Annotated in this window: 17 protein-coding genes, 1 pseudogene and 1 other annotated feature; of the genes and pseudogenes, 11 read left to right on the top strand and 7 right to left on the bottom strand. The window is 43.6% G+C overall.

Annotation, left to right across the window (positions count from 1 at the left end; translation table 11 throughout):
* Nucleotide 1 precedes the first annotated feature (1 nt).
* On the top strand, nucleotides 2-1,144 hold the full coding sequence (locus ACI2JM_RS13305) for a TIGR03364 family FAD-dependent oxidoreductase (protein ID WP_296242542.1): 1,143 nt from the start codon (nucleotides 2-4) through the stop codon (nucleotides 1,142-1,144).
* Entirely contained in the window at nucleotides 1,144-1,890 is a 747-nt protein-coding gene (locus ACI2JM_RS13300) for an HAD family hydrolase (RefSeq protein ID WP_404644798.1), read from the top strand. The genes ACI2JM_RS13305 and ACI2JM_RS13300 overlap by 1 nt, the downstream gene beginning before the upstream one ends.
* Before the next feature lie 191 nt (nucleotides 1,891-2,081).
* On the opposite strand, the gene ACI2JM_RS13295 is transcribed toward ACI2JM_RS13300, so the two are convergent.
* From ACI2JM_RS13295 to ACI2JM_RS13280, 4 genes are all read right to left on the bottom strand, one after another.
* Nucleotides 2,082-2,642, bottom strand: a complete 561-nt coding sequence (locus tag ACI2JM_RS13295; protein ID WP_404644796.1) for a heme-binding protein — start codon at nucleotides 2,640-2,642, stop codon at nucleotides 2,082-2,084.
* A gap of 55 nt (nucleotides 2,643-2,697) precedes the next feature.
* Entirely contained in the window at nucleotides 2,698-3,909 is a 1,212-nt protein-coding gene (locus tag ACI2JM_RS13290) for a CynX/NimT family MFS transporter (RefSeq protein ID WP_404644794.1), read from the bottom strand.
* 152 nt (nucleotides 3,910-4,061) lie between these two features.
* A complete protein-coding gene (gene cynS, locus ACI2JM_RS13285; protein WP_404644792.1) occupies nucleotides 4,062-4,532 on the bottom strand; it encodes a cyanase in 471 nt (156 codons plus the stop codon).
* A 113-nt stretch (nucleotides 4,533-4,645) separates the two neighbouring features.
* The gene (locus ACI2JM_RS13280; protein WP_060491358.1) at nucleotides 4,646-5,308 is read right to left on the bottom strand and encodes a carbonic anhydrase; all 663 of its coding nucleotides are present in this window, start codon (nucleotides 5,306-5,308) and stop codon (nucleotides 4,646-4,648) included.
* A 138-nt stretch (nucleotides 5,309-5,446) separates the two neighbouring features.
* Between ACI2JM_RS13280 and cynR the strand changes: the two genes are divergently transcribed.
* Nucleotides 5,447-6,355 (top strand): transcriptional regulator CynR, encoded by a 909-nt coding sequence (gene cynR, locus ACI2JM_RS13275; RefSeq protein ID WP_404644789.1) that lies wholly within the window; start codon nucleotides 5,447-5,449, stop codon nucleotides 6,353-6,355.
* Between the two features lie 47 nt (nucleotides 6,356-6,402).
* Entirely contained in the window at nucleotides 6,403-6,789 is a 387-nt protein-coding gene (locus ACI2JM_RS13270; RefSeq protein ID WP_404644787.1) for a DUF6122 family protein, read from the top strand.
* A gap of 211 nt (nucleotides 6,790-7,000) precedes the next feature.
* On the opposite strand, the gene ACI2JM_RS13265 is transcribed toward ACI2JM_RS13270, so the two are convergent.
* The gene (locus tag ACI2JM_RS13265) at nucleotides 7,001-7,489 is read right to left on the bottom strand and encodes an META domain-containing protein (protein ID WP_404644785.1); all 489 of its coding nucleotides are present in this window, start codon (nucleotides 7,487-7,489) and stop codon (nucleotides 7,001-7,003) included.
* A 304-nt stretch (nucleotides 7,490-7,793) separates the two neighbouring features.
* Entirely contained in the window at nucleotides 7,794-8,243 is a 450-nt protein-coding gene (locus tag ACI2JM_RS13260; protein WP_404644783.1) for a PACE efflux transporter, read from the bottom strand.
* 90 nt (nucleotides 8,244-8,333) lie between these two features.
* On the opposite strand from ACI2JM_RS13260, the gene ACI2JM_RS13255 reads away from it, so the two are divergent.
* The 6 genes from ACI2JM_RS13255 to ACI2JM_RS13230 all read left to right on the top strand — a co-directional run bounded on the left by ACI2JM_RS13255 (nucleotide 8,334) and on the right by ACI2JM_RS13230 (nucleotide 13,900).
* Nucleotides 8,334-9,212 (top strand): LysR family transcriptional regulator, encoded by an 879-nt coding sequence (locus ACI2JM_RS13255; RefSeq protein ID WP_087816195.1) that lies wholly within the window; start codon nucleotides 8,334-8,336, stop codon nucleotides 9,210-9,212.
* Nucleotides 9,213-9,874: 662 nt separating this feature from the next.
* On the top strand, nucleotides 9,875-10,762 hold the full coding sequence (locus tag ACI2JM_RS13250) for a hypothetical protein (protein WP_404644781.1): 888 nt from the start codon (nucleotides 9,875-9,877) through the stop codon (nucleotides 10,760-10,762).
* Between the two features lie 27 nt (nucleotides 10,763-10,789).
* On the top strand, nucleotides 10,790-11,374 hold the full coding sequence (locus tag ACI2JM_RS13245) for a YqiA/YcfP family alpha/beta fold hydrolase (protein WP_404644779.1): 585 nt from the start codon (nucleotides 10,790-10,792) through the stop codon (nucleotides 11,372-11,374).
* A 238-nt stretch (nucleotides 11,375-11,612) separates the two neighbouring features.
* On the top strand, nucleotides 11,613-12,254 hold the full coding sequence (locus ACI2JM_RS13240) for a hypothetical protein (protein ID WP_404644777.1): 642 nt from the start codon (nucleotides 11,613-11,615) through the stop codon (nucleotides 12,252-12,254).
* Nucleotides 12,255-12,328: 74 nt separating this feature from the next.
* Complete coding sequence (locus ACI2JM_RS13235; protein WP_404644775.1) at nucleotides 12,329-13,042, top strand: hypothetical protein; 714 nt, start codon at nucleotides 12,329-12,331, stop codon at nucleotides 13,040-13,042.
* Nucleotides 13,043-13,186: 144 nt separating this feature from the next.
* Nucleotides 13,187-13,900, top strand: coding sequence for a DUF6977 family protein (locus tag ACI2JM_RS13230; protein ID WP_045445699.1), 714 nt, complete (start codon nucleotides 13,187-13,189; stop codon nucleotides 13,898-13,900).
* 280 nt (nucleotides 13,901-14,180) lie between these two features.
* Here the strand turns inward: ACI2JM_RS13230 and ACI2JM_RS13225 are convergent.
* Nucleotides 14,181-15,331, bottom strand: a pseudogene (locus tag ACI2JM_RS13225) (IS3 family transposase).
* Nucleotides 15,009-15,125, bottom strand: a sequence feature (AL1L pseudoknot). (Overlaps the previous pseudogene by 117 nt.)
* 546 nt (nucleotides 15,332-15,877) lie before the next feature.
* On the opposite strand from ACI2JM_RS13225, the gene ACI2JM_RS13220 reads away from it, so the two are divergent.
* Nucleotides 15,878-18,214, top strand: a complete 2,337-nt coding sequence (locus ACI2JM_RS13220) for a FepA family TonB-dependent siderophore receptor (protein WP_404644773.1) — start codon at nucleotides 15,878-15,880, stop codon at nucleotides 18,212-18,214.
* The last annotated feature ends 360 nt before the right edge of the window (nucleotides 18,215-18,574 follow it).

The raw sequence follows: 18,574 nt of genomic DNA, 5'->3' as shown, positions 1-18,574 counted from the left end.
TATGACAGGGACAAGTAAATTATCAGATAAACAGTATGATGTGGTCGTCGTTGGGGGCGGTATCGTTGGTCTTGCCAGCGCTTATGCTGCCGTAAAAAAAGGGCTGAAAGTGGCACTGGTAGAACGAGAAGCACAGAACAAAGATGCCTCGATTCGTAACTTCGGCTTTGTGACGGTTAGTGGTCAGCGTAGCGGTGAGCATTGGCAACGTGCCATGCACTCACGCAATATCTGGGCGGATATCGCGCCAAAAGCCGGTATCAAGGTTGAGCATACTGGTCTGCACATGCTGGTTCAGCGCCCTGAAGCAATGAGCGTTGCCGACGCGTTTTTGAAGACTGAAATGGGCGAGTCCTGTCGCTTATTGAGCCAATCAGAAATACAGGAGCAGACGCCTTATCTTAAAACAGGTTTGGGCGTTTTATATAGCCCGCACGAGCTGAGAGTCGAGTCAAATACCGCGATTGGCAAATTGGCGGACTGGTTAGCACAGGTGCATGGCGTGGATTTTTATAACAAAACCACGGTTCAGGCGGTTGACTTGCCCACTGTTCATACCAGTCGAGGGGCGCTACAGACAGCGCATTGTGTGATCTGTCCTGGGGCAGATTTACATGGCTTATATCCTGATACTTTAGCGCAGTCTGATGCCAAACTCTGTACCCTCAATATGATGCGCGTGATGCCAAGGCAAGCATTCAAACTAAATGCTGCTGTCATGTCAGATCTGAGTTTTGCTCGTTATGATGGGTTTGCCCAGCTACCAGAAGCCCGTGCGCTTATCAGTTTACTTGATACCACCCAAGCTGCTGAGCGCAAGGCTGGCGTACATTTAATCGTTGTTCAATCAGCGGATGGCTCACTTATCATTGGTGACAGTCATGATTACTGTGATAAAGAGCTGCCCTTTAGAGACACTTATTCAGATAACTTAATCATCAACGAGTTCAAAAAAGTCATGGACATCGGTGAGGTAGACATCACTCAGCACTGGTTAGGGGTCTATCCAAGTGCCGACAATGTCGTGTTTAAAGCATCACCAGAATCAGGCGTTGCCATCGGTACCATCACAAGCGGCACAGGCGCATCAACGGGATTTGCCTTTGGTGAAGAGTTAATTAACTTAGTATTGGAGTCAAAATAATGAATACAGATATCCATCGTATCAAAGCGCCATTCGACGCGATCAAACTGTGTGTCTTTGATATGGCAGGCACGACCGTCAATGAAAACAATTTGGTTTATAAGACCGTATGTGATGCGATCAATCACACCCTACAACAGGTTGGTCGAACAGACATTCAGGTCAATCTAGAGGTGTGTTTAGAGTTTGGGGCTGGCAAAGAAAAGCGACAAGCCATTAGCGATATACTCAATGAAGTATGCAAAAATGACAATACCGCGACCGCTGATAGTGAAAAATGGACGGATGCTGCCTTTAATACCTTTAAATCAGCGTTGGCATCAGCCTATACCAAGGACACGGTAGCAACCTTCGATGGTATGCTAGATTTTTTCAATCAGTTAAAGCAGTCAGGTAGAAAAGTCGTGCTAAATACGGGCTACGATATTCAGACTGCCAATAAGATATTGACCATTTTAGGATGGTCAGTGGGTCGTGATATTGATGCTTTGATTACAGCGGATGATGTGCATAATGGTCGTCCTGCGCCAGATATGATTACCCTTGCTATGGAAAAGTTTGGGATTGAGCATTCGCAACAGGTATTGAAAGCAGGGGACAGCGGCATCGATATCGAAGAAGGCAAAAATGCCCATTGTGGTCTATGTGTTGGGGTGCTGACTGGTGCTCAAACCCATGTGCAACTGGAGAAATATTCACCAGATATTGTGCTTGAGCAGCTCACGGATCTAGCGGCATTGATCTAGAGTATGTCCTCAATTTAATTGAGGCATCTGCATGGGGTGCTTTAATGGCGCATTTTAGAAGGATAGAAATCATTACATGGTTTCTATCCTTCTTATTTTATAGAAGTAACGATAAACATGAGAACAGGCAGGCTTATCAATTTTCGAACAGCATAATGTGTGGGATATTTGTCTTAAAATTTTAGTCAGCGCTACTGCTGCTCTAATGCTTTTAGACCCGCTTTGGCAATGTGTACATCTTCGCTGCCATGTGCGCCGCCCACCCCGATACCACCGACTACGATACCATCGATATGAATGGGTACGCCGCCATCTAAGATAAGGATGTTTTCATCCAGATAGCGTAGGTCTTCAGGAATCGTACCGTCTTTGATGCCTTTGGCGATGACTGCCGTTTCTCTTTTTTGTGAGTTTGCGGTATAGGCTTTTTTATAACTGGCACGCACGGTATGCACGCCTGCGCGGTGATCTCTGAGCACTGCTAAGGTTTGTCCAGAGGCGTCAACGACGGTCACAGATACCATCAAATTTTTGTTTTTGGCTTCTAATGCGGCGGCATTCACCATGTTTTGTGCCATCTCGCCAGTCAATAATGGAATGGTTGCCATCTCTGCTCCTTGGGTTATTATGTTTGGTTTGATCGCTGGCACTTGATACTTTGAGTATGAGGTATTGGCACACGCGGAGATGGACAACAGTGAGGTTGCAAGCGCGGCATAGATAACGAGTTTTTTCATAATCAATCCTTTCATAGTTAATCCTTGATGTTGTTTTGAATATCGCATGACGTGACTCAATACGCCTGAATCAAAGCTTAGATAAGTTAATTGCCTGATGATAACTTGCTGGGGCAAACTTGATGGTGACAAACAGCATGCCGATAAGGCTGATCAATAGCATCCACCAAACCGCTTGAAAACTGCCAGTCGACTCGCGTAGCACACCTGCGATATAAGGCGCGATGGCAGTAATAATAAAGCCAATGCCTTGGACAAATGCTGCCAGTGCCCCAGCGAGTTTGGGTTTGGACAAATGATCTAACGCGACGGTCAATGTCAATGAAAAGCAGGCACCAAGACCACAGCCAATCAAGGCAATCCACAAGATGAGTAAAGCTGTCAGCATGGTAATCAAACCCATAAATCCAGCGATTTGTATCCCTACGGCAAAAAAAAACCAAGGTCGGCGGTCGAGACGATGGGCGGATAACATTGGAATAACCAGCGCACCAATGACCTGAAAAATCGTCATGATACCGATCAGCTCGCCACTACTTTGCGCGCTCCAGCCCAAAGTCTGCGCATAGCTTGGCAACCATGCAATCATACAAGCATATCCAGCGTTTGCCAGACCAAAATAACTTGCCAGCAGCCAAGCACGGCGATTGCCAAAAAAGTTGATTTTTACCCCGTCGTCTCGATTTTCCATTTGCTCAGAGGGGCGCCGCCACCACAGCACGAGGGCAAAAACTGGCACTACCAGCCAGATACCCAAACCGGATTGCCAACTGCCGTAATGTTGAGCGACCACCGGACTCAAGATAGCGGCAACCCCGCCACCAGTCATCAGTGCGGCAGAGTAAACGCCCATAGCAAGTGGTACGCGTGCAGGATACCAACGCTTGACCACACCAGGTGCCATTGCTTGCACGATGGCGATACCCGTACCGCCTACTAAGGCACTGGCTATCAGCGTACCTCCAGTATCTAACCACAAGCGCCATAAACCCGCGAAGGCAATTGCAAACAGACCGCCTGTGATCCATACGCTTTCACTAAATCGTCGCCCAATCCAAGGCAACAGTAGCGGAAATATACCCATACACAACATCGGCAGCACTACCAATAAAGAGGCGGCTTGTAAACCCATCGCTGTGCTTAGGCGAATCTCTGTCAGCAACGGACCAGTAGAAGTGATCGTTGGGCGCAGCGTCATCGCCAACCCAGCAATCACCAGCATAGGAAACAACAAGGTCAGTATCGACGAACGCGCCGTGGAGGAGATATGATCAGTACTCATGAATAATATAAAATCCGTATTAAAAAAGGCAGTACCAAAAAATCACCGCCTGAGTCGCCAAAAAAGCCGACGTCACTATATGCCGAACGCCGACTTTTTCAATAAGTGCTACTTTTAAAAACCGCTAATAAAACTGCTATTTAAAGCGTCATTTAAAAAGGTTTGAATGGTAAGAACTTACCATCTAGAGTAATCACTGCGCGGTCACCACCTTCAGGGTCAGCCACTTTTTTGATATCCATTTTGAAATTAATGGCACTGATGATACCATCACCAAATTGCTCATGAACCAAGGCTTTTAGCGTGGTGCCATATACCTGCATCATTTCATAGAAACGGTAGATTGTCGGATCAGTAGGAATCTCACTACCAACGCTGCCTCGTGATGGAATACATTGTAGTAACGCGATGGCGTCATCATCAAGTCCTAAAGTTTCACCAACTTTTTGGGCGGCATCAGCAGGTAGCGGATGCTGACCTAGTAAAGCGGCAGTGACAAAGACATCACTCAAGCCTGTTCCTGAAGCTATTTGCTCGAATGACAGGTTCTTTGCCGCCTTGGCAGCAATGATAGTGTCCGTTAATGTTTGACGTGCGGTGTTGTTTACTTGAGATTGAATCATAATAATACCTTTTGAGGTTGGTGGTGGTTATTGGGTTAATAATGCTTATGCATTATTTGGGTTAATTGATTTTCTGATTATGCATAGTCATTGATCATGACAGTTATGTAACGCTAAACGGCGACTGCCAGTGGCGATATCGGATAAGCGCGAACCTCAGTGTGCGTGGCCAATGAGACAAATTCATTGGTCACGCCATCTAAGGCATCGATATCACCGGACTCGATATCGTAAACCCAGCCATGTAGTGCCAAACGATTTTCTCTTAGCGCCAAACGTATAGACGGATGGGTTTTGATATTTTCGATTTGGGCGATGACATTTTCACGAACCATAGAGGCGACCCGCTCGCTATCACTGTCATGTTCACGGGCTTCATTGACCACCCGTGCTGAGTCAGCGTAGCGTAGCCAGCTGCCTACCGCTGGCATATGATCCATGCAGGTGCAATTAGCAATGGCGGTCATTGCGCCGCAGTCTGAGTGCCCGCAAATCACCACATCCGTGACTTTTAAAGCGGTAACGGCGTACTCAACTGACGCCGATACACCACCAGGCTCAGGACCATAAGAAGGCACAATGTTGCCCGCATTGCGAATCACAAACAGACCACCGGGTTCGTGTTGAGTAACAAGCTCGGGCACTAAGCGGCTGTCTGAACAAGAAATAAACAGCGTGCGCGGGTTTTGTTTGGTCGCCAAATTTTTGAATAAATCGGCGCGCTTAGGATAGGCGTCACTGTGAAATTTTAGAAAACCTTCAATAATATCTTTCATCGCGTTGGTCTCTGTGTAGTTGATGAAAGGAATGATACGCCGCTATCGTTATAAGGTAAAATACTAGTATATTATGATGTCGATAATAATTACTTATGACCAAACTTTGATCAATCCCTAATCCACACGAGATGACCCATGATTCTTCGGCACATTAAGTATTTTTTGGCAGTGGCAGAGCACCAAAGCTTTACCCAAGCAGCAGCGTCTTTGTACGTGTCACAGCCGGCGTTATCACAGCAGATTAAACAGTTGGAAGAAGGTCTAGGCGCGACTTTATTTGATCGCTCTGGTCGCCGTGTCACATTGACCGATGCCGGTGACGTCTATGCGCGCTATGCCCATAGAGCCTTGCAGGATTTGGAGGAAGGACGGCGCGCCATTCACGATGTGCAGGATCTCAGTCGCGGTGCGTTGCGGATTGCGATTACGCCTACCTTTACCACGTATTTGCTTGGACCTTTAATCAAAGCATTTCATACTCGTTATCCGAGCCTTATGCTAAGCGTGCAGGAGATGTCACAGGAGCAGATGGAAAAGCAAATACTCGATGATGAGTTTGATGTGGGTATTGCTTTTGAAGATGTGCAGTCTGCCGATATCGATACACAAACCTTGCTGATAGAGACGCTCGCACTGGTTGTTAGTAAACATAACCCTCTTGCTAAGCAAATGGCGATTGACTTGCCAACGCTAAACGCGCAGTCACTGGTATTGCTGAGCCGCGAATTTGCCACGCGCGAACAGATTGAGCATTATTGTCGCCAACATGACATTGCGCCAAACGTACTGATGGAGGCAAACTCGCTAAGCGCAGTGATCGAAATGGTTCGCCATACCCAACTGACCACCTTATTACCTTCCAACATCGCTCATAATTATGATGAGCTGGTGGCGATTACCTTAGCGCCGTCTTTGCTCCAGCGTACAGCGGTATTACTACAACGAAAAGGCGCGTATCAGAGCGCAGCTACCAAGGCATTTGTTGCGTTGGCACATGAGGTTTGTTTGAACACGGTTGAAGCCAATGCACTGTTTTTCAAATAGAATAAACTTAGAAAACGAACGGTCACGATGAGATAGGCAAAAGGTCAATGACGCAAACCTTAATTCACTACTTTTTTCACTTCGGCATGCCTTTAATCGTGGCTTATGTGTTTTTCCGCAATGATTATAAAAGGGTTTATCTGATACTGCTCGCCGCTATGTTGGTTGATTTGGATCATCTGCTAGCAACGCCTATTTTCTCGCCCAATCGCTGTAGTATTAACTTTCACCCGCTGCACAGTTATTATGCAATGGCAGTATATGTGACTATGTTAGTGCTGCCTAAGCCATATAGAGTCATAGGTTTGGGCTTGCTGTTGCATATGATGACGGATCTGAATGACTGCGTCATGACGTATGTCCAAATCCCCCAAGCGTTGGATGATGCGCCAGCTCGTGAGCTGGTCATGTGGCTAGCAAGTAGGTTTAAGTAGTATTTTTAACTTTTCATCGCATGTTCATTAATCCCGTATTTATTATGGGCACATTATATTTTCTAAAGAATCGGATTATTTACTGAGGATTTAGTTCTGCACTAGGCCTAAATTCAGTATACATACGATAAATATAGACAAAAAAAGCCTCACTATTAATAAGTGAGGCTTTTTTATTGAGTGGCTAGTTTAGCACTCTATATGACAATAATTATTTGGCAACCGCTTTAAAATTCGCTACTTGGTTTGCATTGGTAATGGTCAAGACAGGCACGTTATTGGTATTTTTGCTCATGCTATATTTACCATTTACGGTTGCTAGTGCGGCGCTATCAAAGCTAGCTTGTGGGGCAGGGCAAGCCATTCTTGTGCTTCTTACTGGACCCAATGTTACCTCGCCATTTGCTACCTTATATTCAGCACTCATATTGTTACAAGTATTCATCAAAGTAACGATATTGCTTCCATTCGCGGTCATAAAATTGAGGGTTAATGGTTCGGCTGGATTAAAGAATAATGGAATAATGGTCTCGCCCTTGGTGTTTTTGGCATCCACGAGTTGCCAATGATAGGCTTGCAAGGCATCCGAGGTAATAGGCTGGGTAACGGGTGCACTTGGCGTAGATGTGGTTTGACAACCTGCTGCCAATGTTCCCACTGCTAAAACGCTTACCATCATTACCTTGGTCATATTTTTCATATAAAGTCCTTTATTGCTTCAATTATTATATAGAGACATTTATCTCAAAATTATTATGCTCGCTGCCCCAATAACTGACATGAGACACTAGCAGATGCAGGTATTATTACAAAGCAATGATAGCGATACAAGCGCCAGTAACCATTCAAATACCAAGTTGTTTTTATGTTGATATAGTCGGTTCAATATAATTTGGATACAAGGAAGGCACGCGAAAGTACTACAAATAGTAGACTAAGCGAGCCTGACACCGTATCTGATTTATATAGGATCGACTATAAATCTTTAGCACAGCCTATTGCTATTAGGCGACCACATCATTACGTTGAGATAGCAGATGGTTTGCTGGAATAGGAAACACATTGTCATAAATCCAGTTATAAACAAAAGCATGTACTAAATAGAAAGTAGCCATTGTAATATCCATGATAAAGGCTTGCCAGAGGCTGATGCCTAAATGCCACGCAATTATTGGTAGGAACAATAATAGCAGACCACCTTCAAATAAAAACGCGTGCAACATTCGTAGTGGAACCGTCTTATGTACATTGCCGCGTAGCTTCAGCATGCTGTGGTCAAATAACAGGTTATAAAAATAGTTCCACAACGTTGCGATAATCGAAGCAGCCACGGCGATAAGACCTATCGACTGAATATCAAAGCCAAATAACCAGCTTGCCAACGGTACAAATATAATTAAACCTATTATCTCAAAACCCAAGGTATGACGAATACGATCTTTCACGGTGCGCATGAAGCTTCCTAGTTGAATCAGTTATTTTCGCGCCTATTGTATCTGTTAAACTATTATAACCAAGTTGGAACCTATAGGATTTTTAGATAGATGAGCCTTTCATTAGAGCAACTGCAAGCCTTTGTCGCCACGGTAGAGACCGGTTCTTTCTCAGCCGCCGCCCGTTATCTAGGCAAGGCGCAGTCTGCTATTAGCACGGCGGTATCAAATTTAGAAATTGATTTGGACAACAGCTTATTCGTCCGCAGTGGACGCTATCCAGTCCTGACGCCAGCTGGAGAGCGCTTATTGGTAGAGGCGCGAGTGATATTAGAGCGTTGTGAGCATTTTCGCGGGGTGGCCAAAAGTCTGGGCGAAGGAGTAGAGAGCCGATTGGTACTGGCGGTTGATGAGCTGTATCCCGAAGCAACGTTGGGCGGCTTGATGGAAGAATTTTCACGCCGATTTCCTAGTGTGGAGCTGGAACTATTGTTTCCGCTGATGGAAGATGTCAGCCGCTTGGTGCTAGAAGATCGCGCCGATTTAGGCATTATGTGGCGTCAAGAGATACTACCTTCAGCGCTGAATTTTCATGGGCTTGGTTGGGTGTCGATGAAAATGGTGTGCGCGCCCAACCATGAGCTAGCTCGTCAGCCAGTGGGGTGGGAGGAGTTGAAACGCTATCGGCAATTGATGGTGGCAACACGTAACCATAGCGAAGAAAAAGCACGGTTGCGAATAGCATCTGATGTCTGGTGGGTTGAAAGCCAATGGGTTATCGTTGAGCTGGTACAGCGCAATCTAGGCTGGGCATTCGTGCCTGAACATGTGGTAGCCAGTGCCTTGGATAATGGTTTTTTAGTCGAGCCAATATTGGACTTTAACGATCATGATTGGCCAGTGGCTTTAGAAATCGTATGGCACAAGCAGCGTCCTCTAGGTAAAGCAGCTGCTTGGTTGAAGTCGGCTGCGATTGCGCTAAATAAGTAATATTAAGCGGTCAATAATAGCGAGTTTTAAAGGGTCGTCCATTTATTGCGGGTGTACTATCTATAAAGTTCATAATTTGCCGATAGATTTTAATAGTCTATAAGTTTGAGTAGGTTATAAATTTAAACGGTTTTTAATATATAAGCGCTTTAGTGATCAAGTTATACTCTGCTTCAATCCAAATTATGTTTTTAACTTAAGTATTCGATACCGCTGAGCGACAGCAGTTGTCGCCCGCTTTAATTAGACGCTTTATTTTTCTCGATTTTTATATTATAGTTACTGAGTTAGGATGTTATTTAGTCAGGAAAACAGCAACATAGAGTTAACCTTCGAGGCGCAACGCTTCACCCTATAACTTCGCTATTGCTGTTAACTATCAACACTCTGACTGGCATTAATCATTATTTTTCTAATCAACTAAACCCAAGCTACTCATAAATTATAGCTGTCATATCAATGATGGCACAGATTTCATATTGTTAAAAATAAGTTTAAATAACTTCTAAAATCATCATTGAAATACTCATTTTACTTTTTAACGTTGCTCTAAAAGCAGCGGACACGCTCGGCTGACTTAAATTTGCTCTGAGAATCACCCAAAATTAAAAATACTACAAGCTACTGATATTCAAAATAAATTAAAAAATAAGGACAGTACTATGACAAACACAATTAACACTTTTGAGCAAAAACGTATCGATAATTTAAATTGGTCAAGTGGATCAAAACTGCCTAAATCCATTCAAGATAAGGTACAAACTAAACCAAAGATACCGTTGTTTTATCTGCATAACGAGTCTATCAATAACTATGAAGATGATATCTACTTTGTGAATAATAGCGATGAGACATTGAGCTTTGTTGCGCCTTATGAGCTGATGAAGAGAGATTCAGATTGCTCTGAGGTAGTGGTTGCTGCCGAACCAAGTGAACGTGACATATCCCTCACTTATACCGATGTCTTGCCAAAGCAAGGCGTGAGAATTGATCGTCAACATATCATCTATGATAGTGATTATCTCAATCAGATTATTGTGTATACCATGAGTCGTGCTAGCAAGGAGATGTGGGGAATATGGCGTTTGAATGTGTGCGAAAAAGGTATGTTTTCGTCTTGTCCCTTGCTATGGGAAGGTGGCGCCAAACCCTTATCTGTTGTGAGTGCCGATAAATTGAATGATCCCAAAGATCGTCCTATTTTACCTTGCGTATTGCCCATACGTCAGCAGTTATACCAAGAGTGGATCAATCATTATGATAAGGCGCGTGCAAGCTTGATGAGGTCTATCACCGATATGATCTATCGCTATGACTTTGGTATTGTGGGATGTTATTACAATGATACTTGGGATGAGTACAGCAGTGAGGCAGAGCAAATCGCTAATCGTCTGATTCAAGGTGATGCCGATAGCGTAGATGAGGTTCTCGCGATGATGACAGCTGTCTATGACGTGTCATTTGGTGCTGGATATACGAGGATTCCTATGGATGTCGCTGAGCGCGTTTATGGTCTATGGTTGAAGTATAAAAGTAATGCTAATAAATAAAAGACACAATGATAAAAGGAAAAAGCCATGATGTTTCCTATTGAAAATAACGACACGTTTTTACTATTCTTTCACGGTCTTGATTCAAGCAATGAAACCACTAAATATACCTGTATTAGCCGTGAGCCCAAAACCTGCCAAACCGTCAATTATCGAGATAATTTCAACGAGATTTTCGATATTTATGAGGCGTTAATTTTAGAAAAAATGCGCGAGTATCCGCGAGTCGTCTTGGCAGGGCATTCACTTGGTGGCTGGTTCGCCAATCATTTTGCCCATAAATACAATTTGCGTGCGCTATTAATAGCACCTTGCATTTATCCCAGTGAGGTTTTAGCAGACCGCATACCAGACGTGGCTGATATGAAATTGTCATTTCCTACCTCGAATACTGAGATGATAAGAGTCATGGTTGAGGTTGATGATGAATGCTTAGATGTCGCCGTCGCCAGACGTACGCTCGTCAACTTACCTGATAGCTGGGAAGTGGAGTATTTTGAGCGTGGTCATCACCGTATCGCCCGTAGCGAAGACATTTGGTATCACTTGGTTCATCTGTGCGAAGACCCCATTGTCTGGATGGATGACGCGACATATCATGGGGAAGATTAAATACCATCAGCCTTGCAGTAAGGCATTATTAATTACTATTATAAAGAACTAAAAAACTATCGTGGGTTTAACGGTTTGCCAAGTTTTTCAATAATCACTTAGCAAACATTGCAACTTCCAGCACGATATAAAACCACTCTGGTAAAGCGCATGAGCCTGTACTCCGACAAGGCTATCCATGCCTGATTCGATGAGCCTATTTGGGCTTATTCTTATTGTCGGAGTTCAGGAGTCACTGATGTCTCATATCAATAGCCAAAATCTCAGGCCTTGCAAATATACTCATCGTTATACGCCGCGGCATCCTTTGGCAAAAGAGGCGGTTAGCCAAATAGAGAAATGTGAACGACGTTCGCAAGATATTGTCCAAGCCATGGGTTATCCGCCAAAACACATCATATCCGCCTGTGATCGTCTGCGTCATGTATTGTCTAGCGACATACTAGGACTTAATGCGACAGATATTGATAGCTACTTTACTGCTCATGAATTCTTAAAAACACTATTATCCGTGCTCGATATAAAGTACGACACCTTTGCAGAGGATATTGCGCAAATCCAATATGACTTGGCGCATTATCCTTATCCGCTACCGCAATATCAATTGCGAGCGGTCATCGACTTTACATGGAGTGAGGGCGCTAACTGGATGTCGCGCGGCGTGGCTAGCAGTAAGGCTGTTGCGTATTTACCGCAAAATATTGCCAAAATGAATGCGGCAAAGCGTGAGTTGGTGATTCAACAATGTCTGGCTGCGCATTATGCAGAATATAACGGTCACTTGCCGTATAATGGCGTGATTAACGGTTATCAACTTATCATTGAACAGCGTCATGATATGGTTGATAGCATCGCGTATGATCTGCCGCAGTGTGAGTAGGATGTGATACATCACTCATCAATTGGTAGCATTAACATTTAACACAGCATACCCAAATAAAAAGGCCGTCCCCAATGACCGATACTAATCCTTATAACCCGTATAATTTTTTACCTTTACAGCCGACTGGTAGAAACGAGACCGATACTGCCAACACTTATGCGCCTGAAGACATGATTAAAATATATGAGCAGCAGTTTTTGATACCAGTACCTGAAGAAAAGCTGACTGAGTTTTTACCCGCGCTAAAGAGTTTTTATGATATTGACAATCATACGTTAGACGTCAGTGCCATTATTTTTGACGCAATCGCAGAGTCCGCTATCATTTACAATCATAAGGTCAAAACAGGACTCTATGAAATTCTAGGGGAGTTGGTAAAAGAAGCGATTGAATATGATGAAGACAATAAAAACGACAAAGATGCAGAAGACAAAGAGATTCAAGCTTATACACTAGAATGTAAGCGCACTTTTTTCATTAATGAGGTAGAGATACCTTATCATTTCAACTTGTTTATTTATGGTGACGGTTATTCTACTTTAACCAAAAAAGAAACCGTGCTAGAAAAAATGTACTGGTTCGTTAGAGGACGCTTCGAAGAAAATCTATTAGACGACACTGAAGATAATGACAGTTTAGACTCGATCAATGAGCAGCTAGCCAGTTTGGGTATTCGGGAAATGGATTTGACCACCATAGACGAAGTAATAAGTTATGTAGAAGACAGTATCATAGATGATGCCATGGTAGAGGTGCTTAACAAGTTATTAGATGCTGCTGAGTAGGTAGCTATCCGTAAAATTGATGTCAAAACAATACGTTTTAATGTCAGTTTTTATGAGAGCCGTTGTAAAAGAATATTTATATAAGATTAGCTATAAAAGACTATTGATATAAGGCACATTGCTATGCAACAAACACAGAATTCTGTGGATCAAAGACAAGATGCTGTAGAACACAGACCCGTATTCATGCCGAGAACCAACAGTGACAATCTGGTAAAAACAGACATGGTTAGGTTTGAGCGGCATGTGGGGTTTGCCAGTCGCCAAAAGAAAAAATCAATCAATGATATGCATCAAGTCATTCGCAAAAAGTATGGCTTTAGTCATGTCCTTGAGCTATCGAGCAAGTCTGGTAATAAATTGAGTTTTCCGCTGAGTCCATTGAGCTTAAAACTAACAAATGAACAAGATGGGCAGCAGTACAGTGTCGAAAATGCCTTTCAAAGCAGTATGATTTTTGAGGATGGTGGTCCCTATACTGACTTGTTAAGTGCGCCGCCAAGACAAGCCAGAAAGGACGAGCGCTTAATGACCTCGGGTGAACTGATTGGCTATAATTATTTTGGCATGGAGTGGAGCGTAGAGCCATTGACCACATTTTATGATTGGCTCTATGTGAATGCCCTAAAGCAAAACCCGCATTTGCATGAAGAAGTTATGCAGTATCAAGCCTTTACAGATCGTGAGTTCAATCCTAAAAAGTCTATCCATTGTGCGGCTTATGCACTGGCAATGTTTGTGGCGCTCAATAAACGCGAGTTGCTCGATAATATTGAAGACCCTGCGGTATTTTTTAATTTATATCATGAATTCAAAATAAGTAATACTGAGCAGCTTTTGGAAGCGGGTTGGGTTTGATCGTTAAAGCGGTTAGTTTACGCGGTAAAAATTATCAAGATAAACTTATGATATGCTAATCAAGTGACTTTATGATATATGAGAATAGCCAAGCTTGTCTTGGCTTTTTCATGCCTAAAAACTTTTCATGCCTAAAAATCAAGCACCTTAGTCTGGTTGATTTTAGCGTTATATATTTCAACAGAACGCTTATTACTCTTAATTATGTAGATGTGATATAAACTTACGAATACTAAGTATGTGAACCGCCCCGACTTTATCGGAGAGTGATTTACTTGAGTCAGGCAGCAATGCCCGACAGGGTCAAATTATCATAATACCGCTTTTCAAACTCAAAAGGTGACACATAACCAATCGTACTATGCAGTCGTGTTTTATTGAACCAATCTACCCACTCAAGGGTTGCCAGTTCAACATCGTTCATACCATTTCAGCTCTCTTTCAAATAATGAATCACTTCAGACTTATAAAGCCCGTTAACCGTTTCAGCCAATGCGTTGTCGTATGAATCGCCTGTTGTATCCACAGAGGCGATAACTCCAAAGTCCGTCATCTTATCAGTGTAGCGAATGGATAAGTACTGAACCCCTCGATCACTGTGATGAATGACATCCTTAGGATTGTTCCTATCTGTTATCGATTGATTTAAAGCGGCCATCACCATGTCTGTGTTCATGCGATTGGATACTTTCCAGCCCACAATGACGCGGGCAAACACATCAATGATAAAGGCGGTATAGACCCAGCCGCTTATCGTCTTGATATAAGTAAAGTCTGCCACCCAGAGCTGGTTAGGGCGATGAGCGCTAAAGTTACGATTAACCAAGTCATCAGCATGCTTCTGGTCGTCACGGCTGTTGGTGGTAATATCGCCTTTGCCACGCCAGACACCTTGTAAGCCATGCTGGCTCATTAAACGCTCTATGGTACAACGAGCAATCTTTAACCCATCAGCTTTCATCTGCTGCCAGACTTTACGTGCGCCGTAACGGCATTTGCTGTCCTGCCAGATACGTCTAATTTCACTGATGTAGAAATCGTCATGCTGTCTGCGAAATGATCGTTGTTCAGGGTAGTACTCCAAGTATTTAGCGCGATAATAAGTTGATGGGGCAATCGGTAGTACTCGACAGATTGGCTCGATTCCGTAATTGTTTTTATGGTCATCAATAAAGTTGACCATTATTTGGGTGGACGGTCGAGCTCCGCCTGGGCGAAAAAAGCAGCAGCCTTCCTGATGATTTCATTGGCTTGCTTAAGCTCTTTAATACGTTGCTCTTGGCTTTGAGCTTGCACTGAGGCAGGAATAGTTTGATCGATGTGTTTTTTATGCCATGATCGTAGGGTTTCAGGCGTACAGCCAATCTTAGGAGCAATGGCTTGGATGGCCGCCCATGTGGAGGGGTAGTCGCCCGACGCTTCAATCAGCATACGAACGGCGCGTTCCTTAATCTCGGGAGTGTAGTTTCGTATTCTTTCAGAATGTTAAGTTTCCTTCCACCCGCAGCGAGCCAGTCAATCACTAATGACACTGAAAGAATTGGTGGCTGGGCATCCGATACGCGTTTTAGAAATATAGAAGAGGCGCGACAAGTGACCTATCCCGTTAAATCCGTAGACCTCAATTTGGGAAACTTTAGCTACATGATATGAAGATAGGTGTAGTGGTTAACTGACTTAGTATACATAAAAATAATGCAAATACTAATGATAATAGTTATCATTAGTATTTGCATTATTTTTATAATGTTGCTAAAGTGTGCACTCTTTATTAATAAGCATCGATCAGTTCTTTGCGTGCTCTATTTTCAAGGTCTTATCGATATCAATGCTTCATTTATTCTGTTGTTATAACATTAAAAAATAACCACTTTTGCATGCTCTTCTAGTGCTTACCCATAATGTTATAGCGAATCTGCTCTATCAGAAAATTTGCAAAGTATTGGTAAACACTAAATATTTCTAGGATTTTCATCTATGCCAACATTACCAATTTCTTCTGCTTCTATAAATGCTCTTTACCTACCAAAGCCGTTACGCTTAGCGACTGGCAAAGCTTTGCTTGGCATTGCTATCGCCTCTATTTTGAGTACAACTGCATTCGCTGCTGAGATAGATAGCCGTAACGTACCACAAATAGCAGCGCAAGAAATTGATGAACAGCAGGCAATGCCTTCTGTTGAGCTAGATACCATTGTTGTTAAGGCGGCAAGAGAGGAGCTCGAACAAGCAGCTGGGCTTTCAGTGATTAGTGAAGAGGCTATCAAAAAAGCTTCTGTTTCCAATGATATTGCAGAGATCGTGCGCAAAATGCCTGGGGTTAACCTATCTGGCTCGTCTACTTCTGGTCAGCGCGGTAATCAGCGCCAGATTGACCTACGTGGTATGGGCCCGAATAACACGCTGATTTTAATCGACGGCCGTCCTGTTACTTCTCGTAATGCCGTTCGCCCTGGTAGGGCTAGCGAGCAAGATACCCGTGGAGACTCGCAATGGGTGCCGCCGAGCGCTATTGAACGAATCGAAGTATTGCGTGGTCCAGCCGCGGCTCGCTATGGTTCTGGTAGTATGGGCGGGGTAGTCAACATCATCACTAAAGCGCCTACTAAAAAAGAATTTTCGGTCACTGGTCACTACGAGTCCCCAGAGAGTGACTTGGAAGGTAAAGACTGGCGCACCAATATCAATATGGCTGGTTCTTTAAGCGACAAGCTGTCTTTCCGTACTACGCTTGGTTACCACGACAGTGAAGGCGATGACCCTTATATCAATGCCGAAGACGCCCAAATTGTAGATGGGCGTGACGGACCAGTCGCTTCTATTGCAGCTGGGGTTGAAGGCGTAGAGAATATAGATGTCCGCCAGCTTTTTGAATACGCTATGGATGCGATGAACACGGTAGGTTTTGAAGTCAACTATAGTACCCAGGATAATCGCTGGGCGGGCGACTCACAATTTCAAAATGTCAATAATGATTTGGTCGAAACCTTAGCTGGAGAATCTACCAATAAGATGCGACGCTATGGTGCTGCCATCACGCACCGCGGTGACTATGACAATACCCGTAGCAATAGCTACTTAGAGTTTAGCCGTACTAATAATGAGCGTTTGGCTGAAGGCACGGCTGGTGGAGGTGAAGGTCAAATTAAATCACCAGCCGCAGGCGAGGACTATAAATGGAACGAGGCGACCTATGACACACTAAACGCCAAGTCAGAGTGGGATATATTCTTTGATCGTCATACGTTGACTGCAGGCGCTGAGTTCCGTGGTGAAAAACTCACCAATCCTTTAGTGTCTGACTTAACCTTTGATGATGGTTTTGACTTCGGCGATGTCGAAACTGACCCTGCTAAGCGTGATCCAAAATCAGATGCTTACCTCGTCGGTGCTTATGTAGAAGATAACTACCAAATCACTCCAGATTGGTATGTAACGCCAGGGTTACGTTTTGATTATCACAGTGAAGCAGGGAGTAATTGGTCACCAAGTATCAATACCACGTGGGATTTTAGCCCTAACTGGTCAGTTAAAACCGGCATTAGTCGCGCTTTTAAGGCGCCTGAGCTCTACTTATTAGATCCTAACTACATCTATTACACCAAGGGTAATGGCTGTCCTTCTTGGGTGCCTGAAGATCAACGGGGCTGTCAAGTGCTGGGCAACCCTGATCTTGAGCATGAAACTTCTTGGAACAAAGAGCTGACTTTTACCTATGATGATGGCACAGGGCTGAATGCGGGCTTGACGTATTATCATAATGCCTATGATAACCGTATTAGTGCGGGTGTAGACCGGGTAGCAGTAGATTCGGCGACTAACCGTTCTATCTTCCAGTGGGAGAACCAAGGTGAAGCCATCATTGAAGGTCTTGAAGGCTTTGTCACAGTTCCAGTGACTGACGCACTCTCTTGGTACACCAACGTTACGGGAAATCTGCGTTCAGAACGTAAAGATACGGGTGAGCCGCTATCGCTAATTCCTAAATTTACTGTAAATTCCAATGTTAACTGGGACATTACCACTCGCTGGAATGCCGACTTAGGCGTCAGCTATTATGGCACCATTGATGCACCTGAAATTTCGGTTACTACTGGTGATGAACTGAGTACCTTAAAGTTAGACCGTAAGCCTTATGCTCTGGCAAATATCAGCACTCGCTATAATCTAACCGACAGTGTTACTGTTGGCGCAGGGATTAAAAATCTATTTGATAAGCAAATTAAGCGCGAAGGCACGGGTACCAATGCGGGTGCTCGAACCTTTAATGAGCCAGGCCGTGCTTATGTCTTTGATGTTAGTTTTGATTTCTAATCTTTAGATACAGTATTTTCTTTAAGACGCAAAAAGGTCTGAACTAATTGTTCAGACCTTTTGATTTGTACAACCAATCTTGCTTATGATCTTACAAACAATCATTAAAACAGATAACACATAGCCATCATCTTGTAGTTCTTAATTGAATTCGGTTGAAAAAATAGTTAACAGTCATTTCTATTAAAATATTACCTATATTTTATGAACAGCATTTCTTATATGGACTCATTTTTTTAATTTATTAGACAGCAGGTTATAAGCTATCGACAATCACTGGGCGACCTTGATGACTGAGCACGGTAACATCGACGTTATACAGATCCTTCATGGTTGCTTGGGTGATGACATCTGCAGGTT

It is taken from the genome of Psychrobacter sp. NPDC064578 (genome assembly GCF_044901245.1).
Lineage (GTDB): Bacteria > Pseudomonadota > Gammaproteobacteria > Pseudomonadales > Moraxellaceae > Psychrobacter > Psychrobacter cibarius_C.
This window is presented reverse-complemented; position numbering and strand designations above follow the sequence as displayed.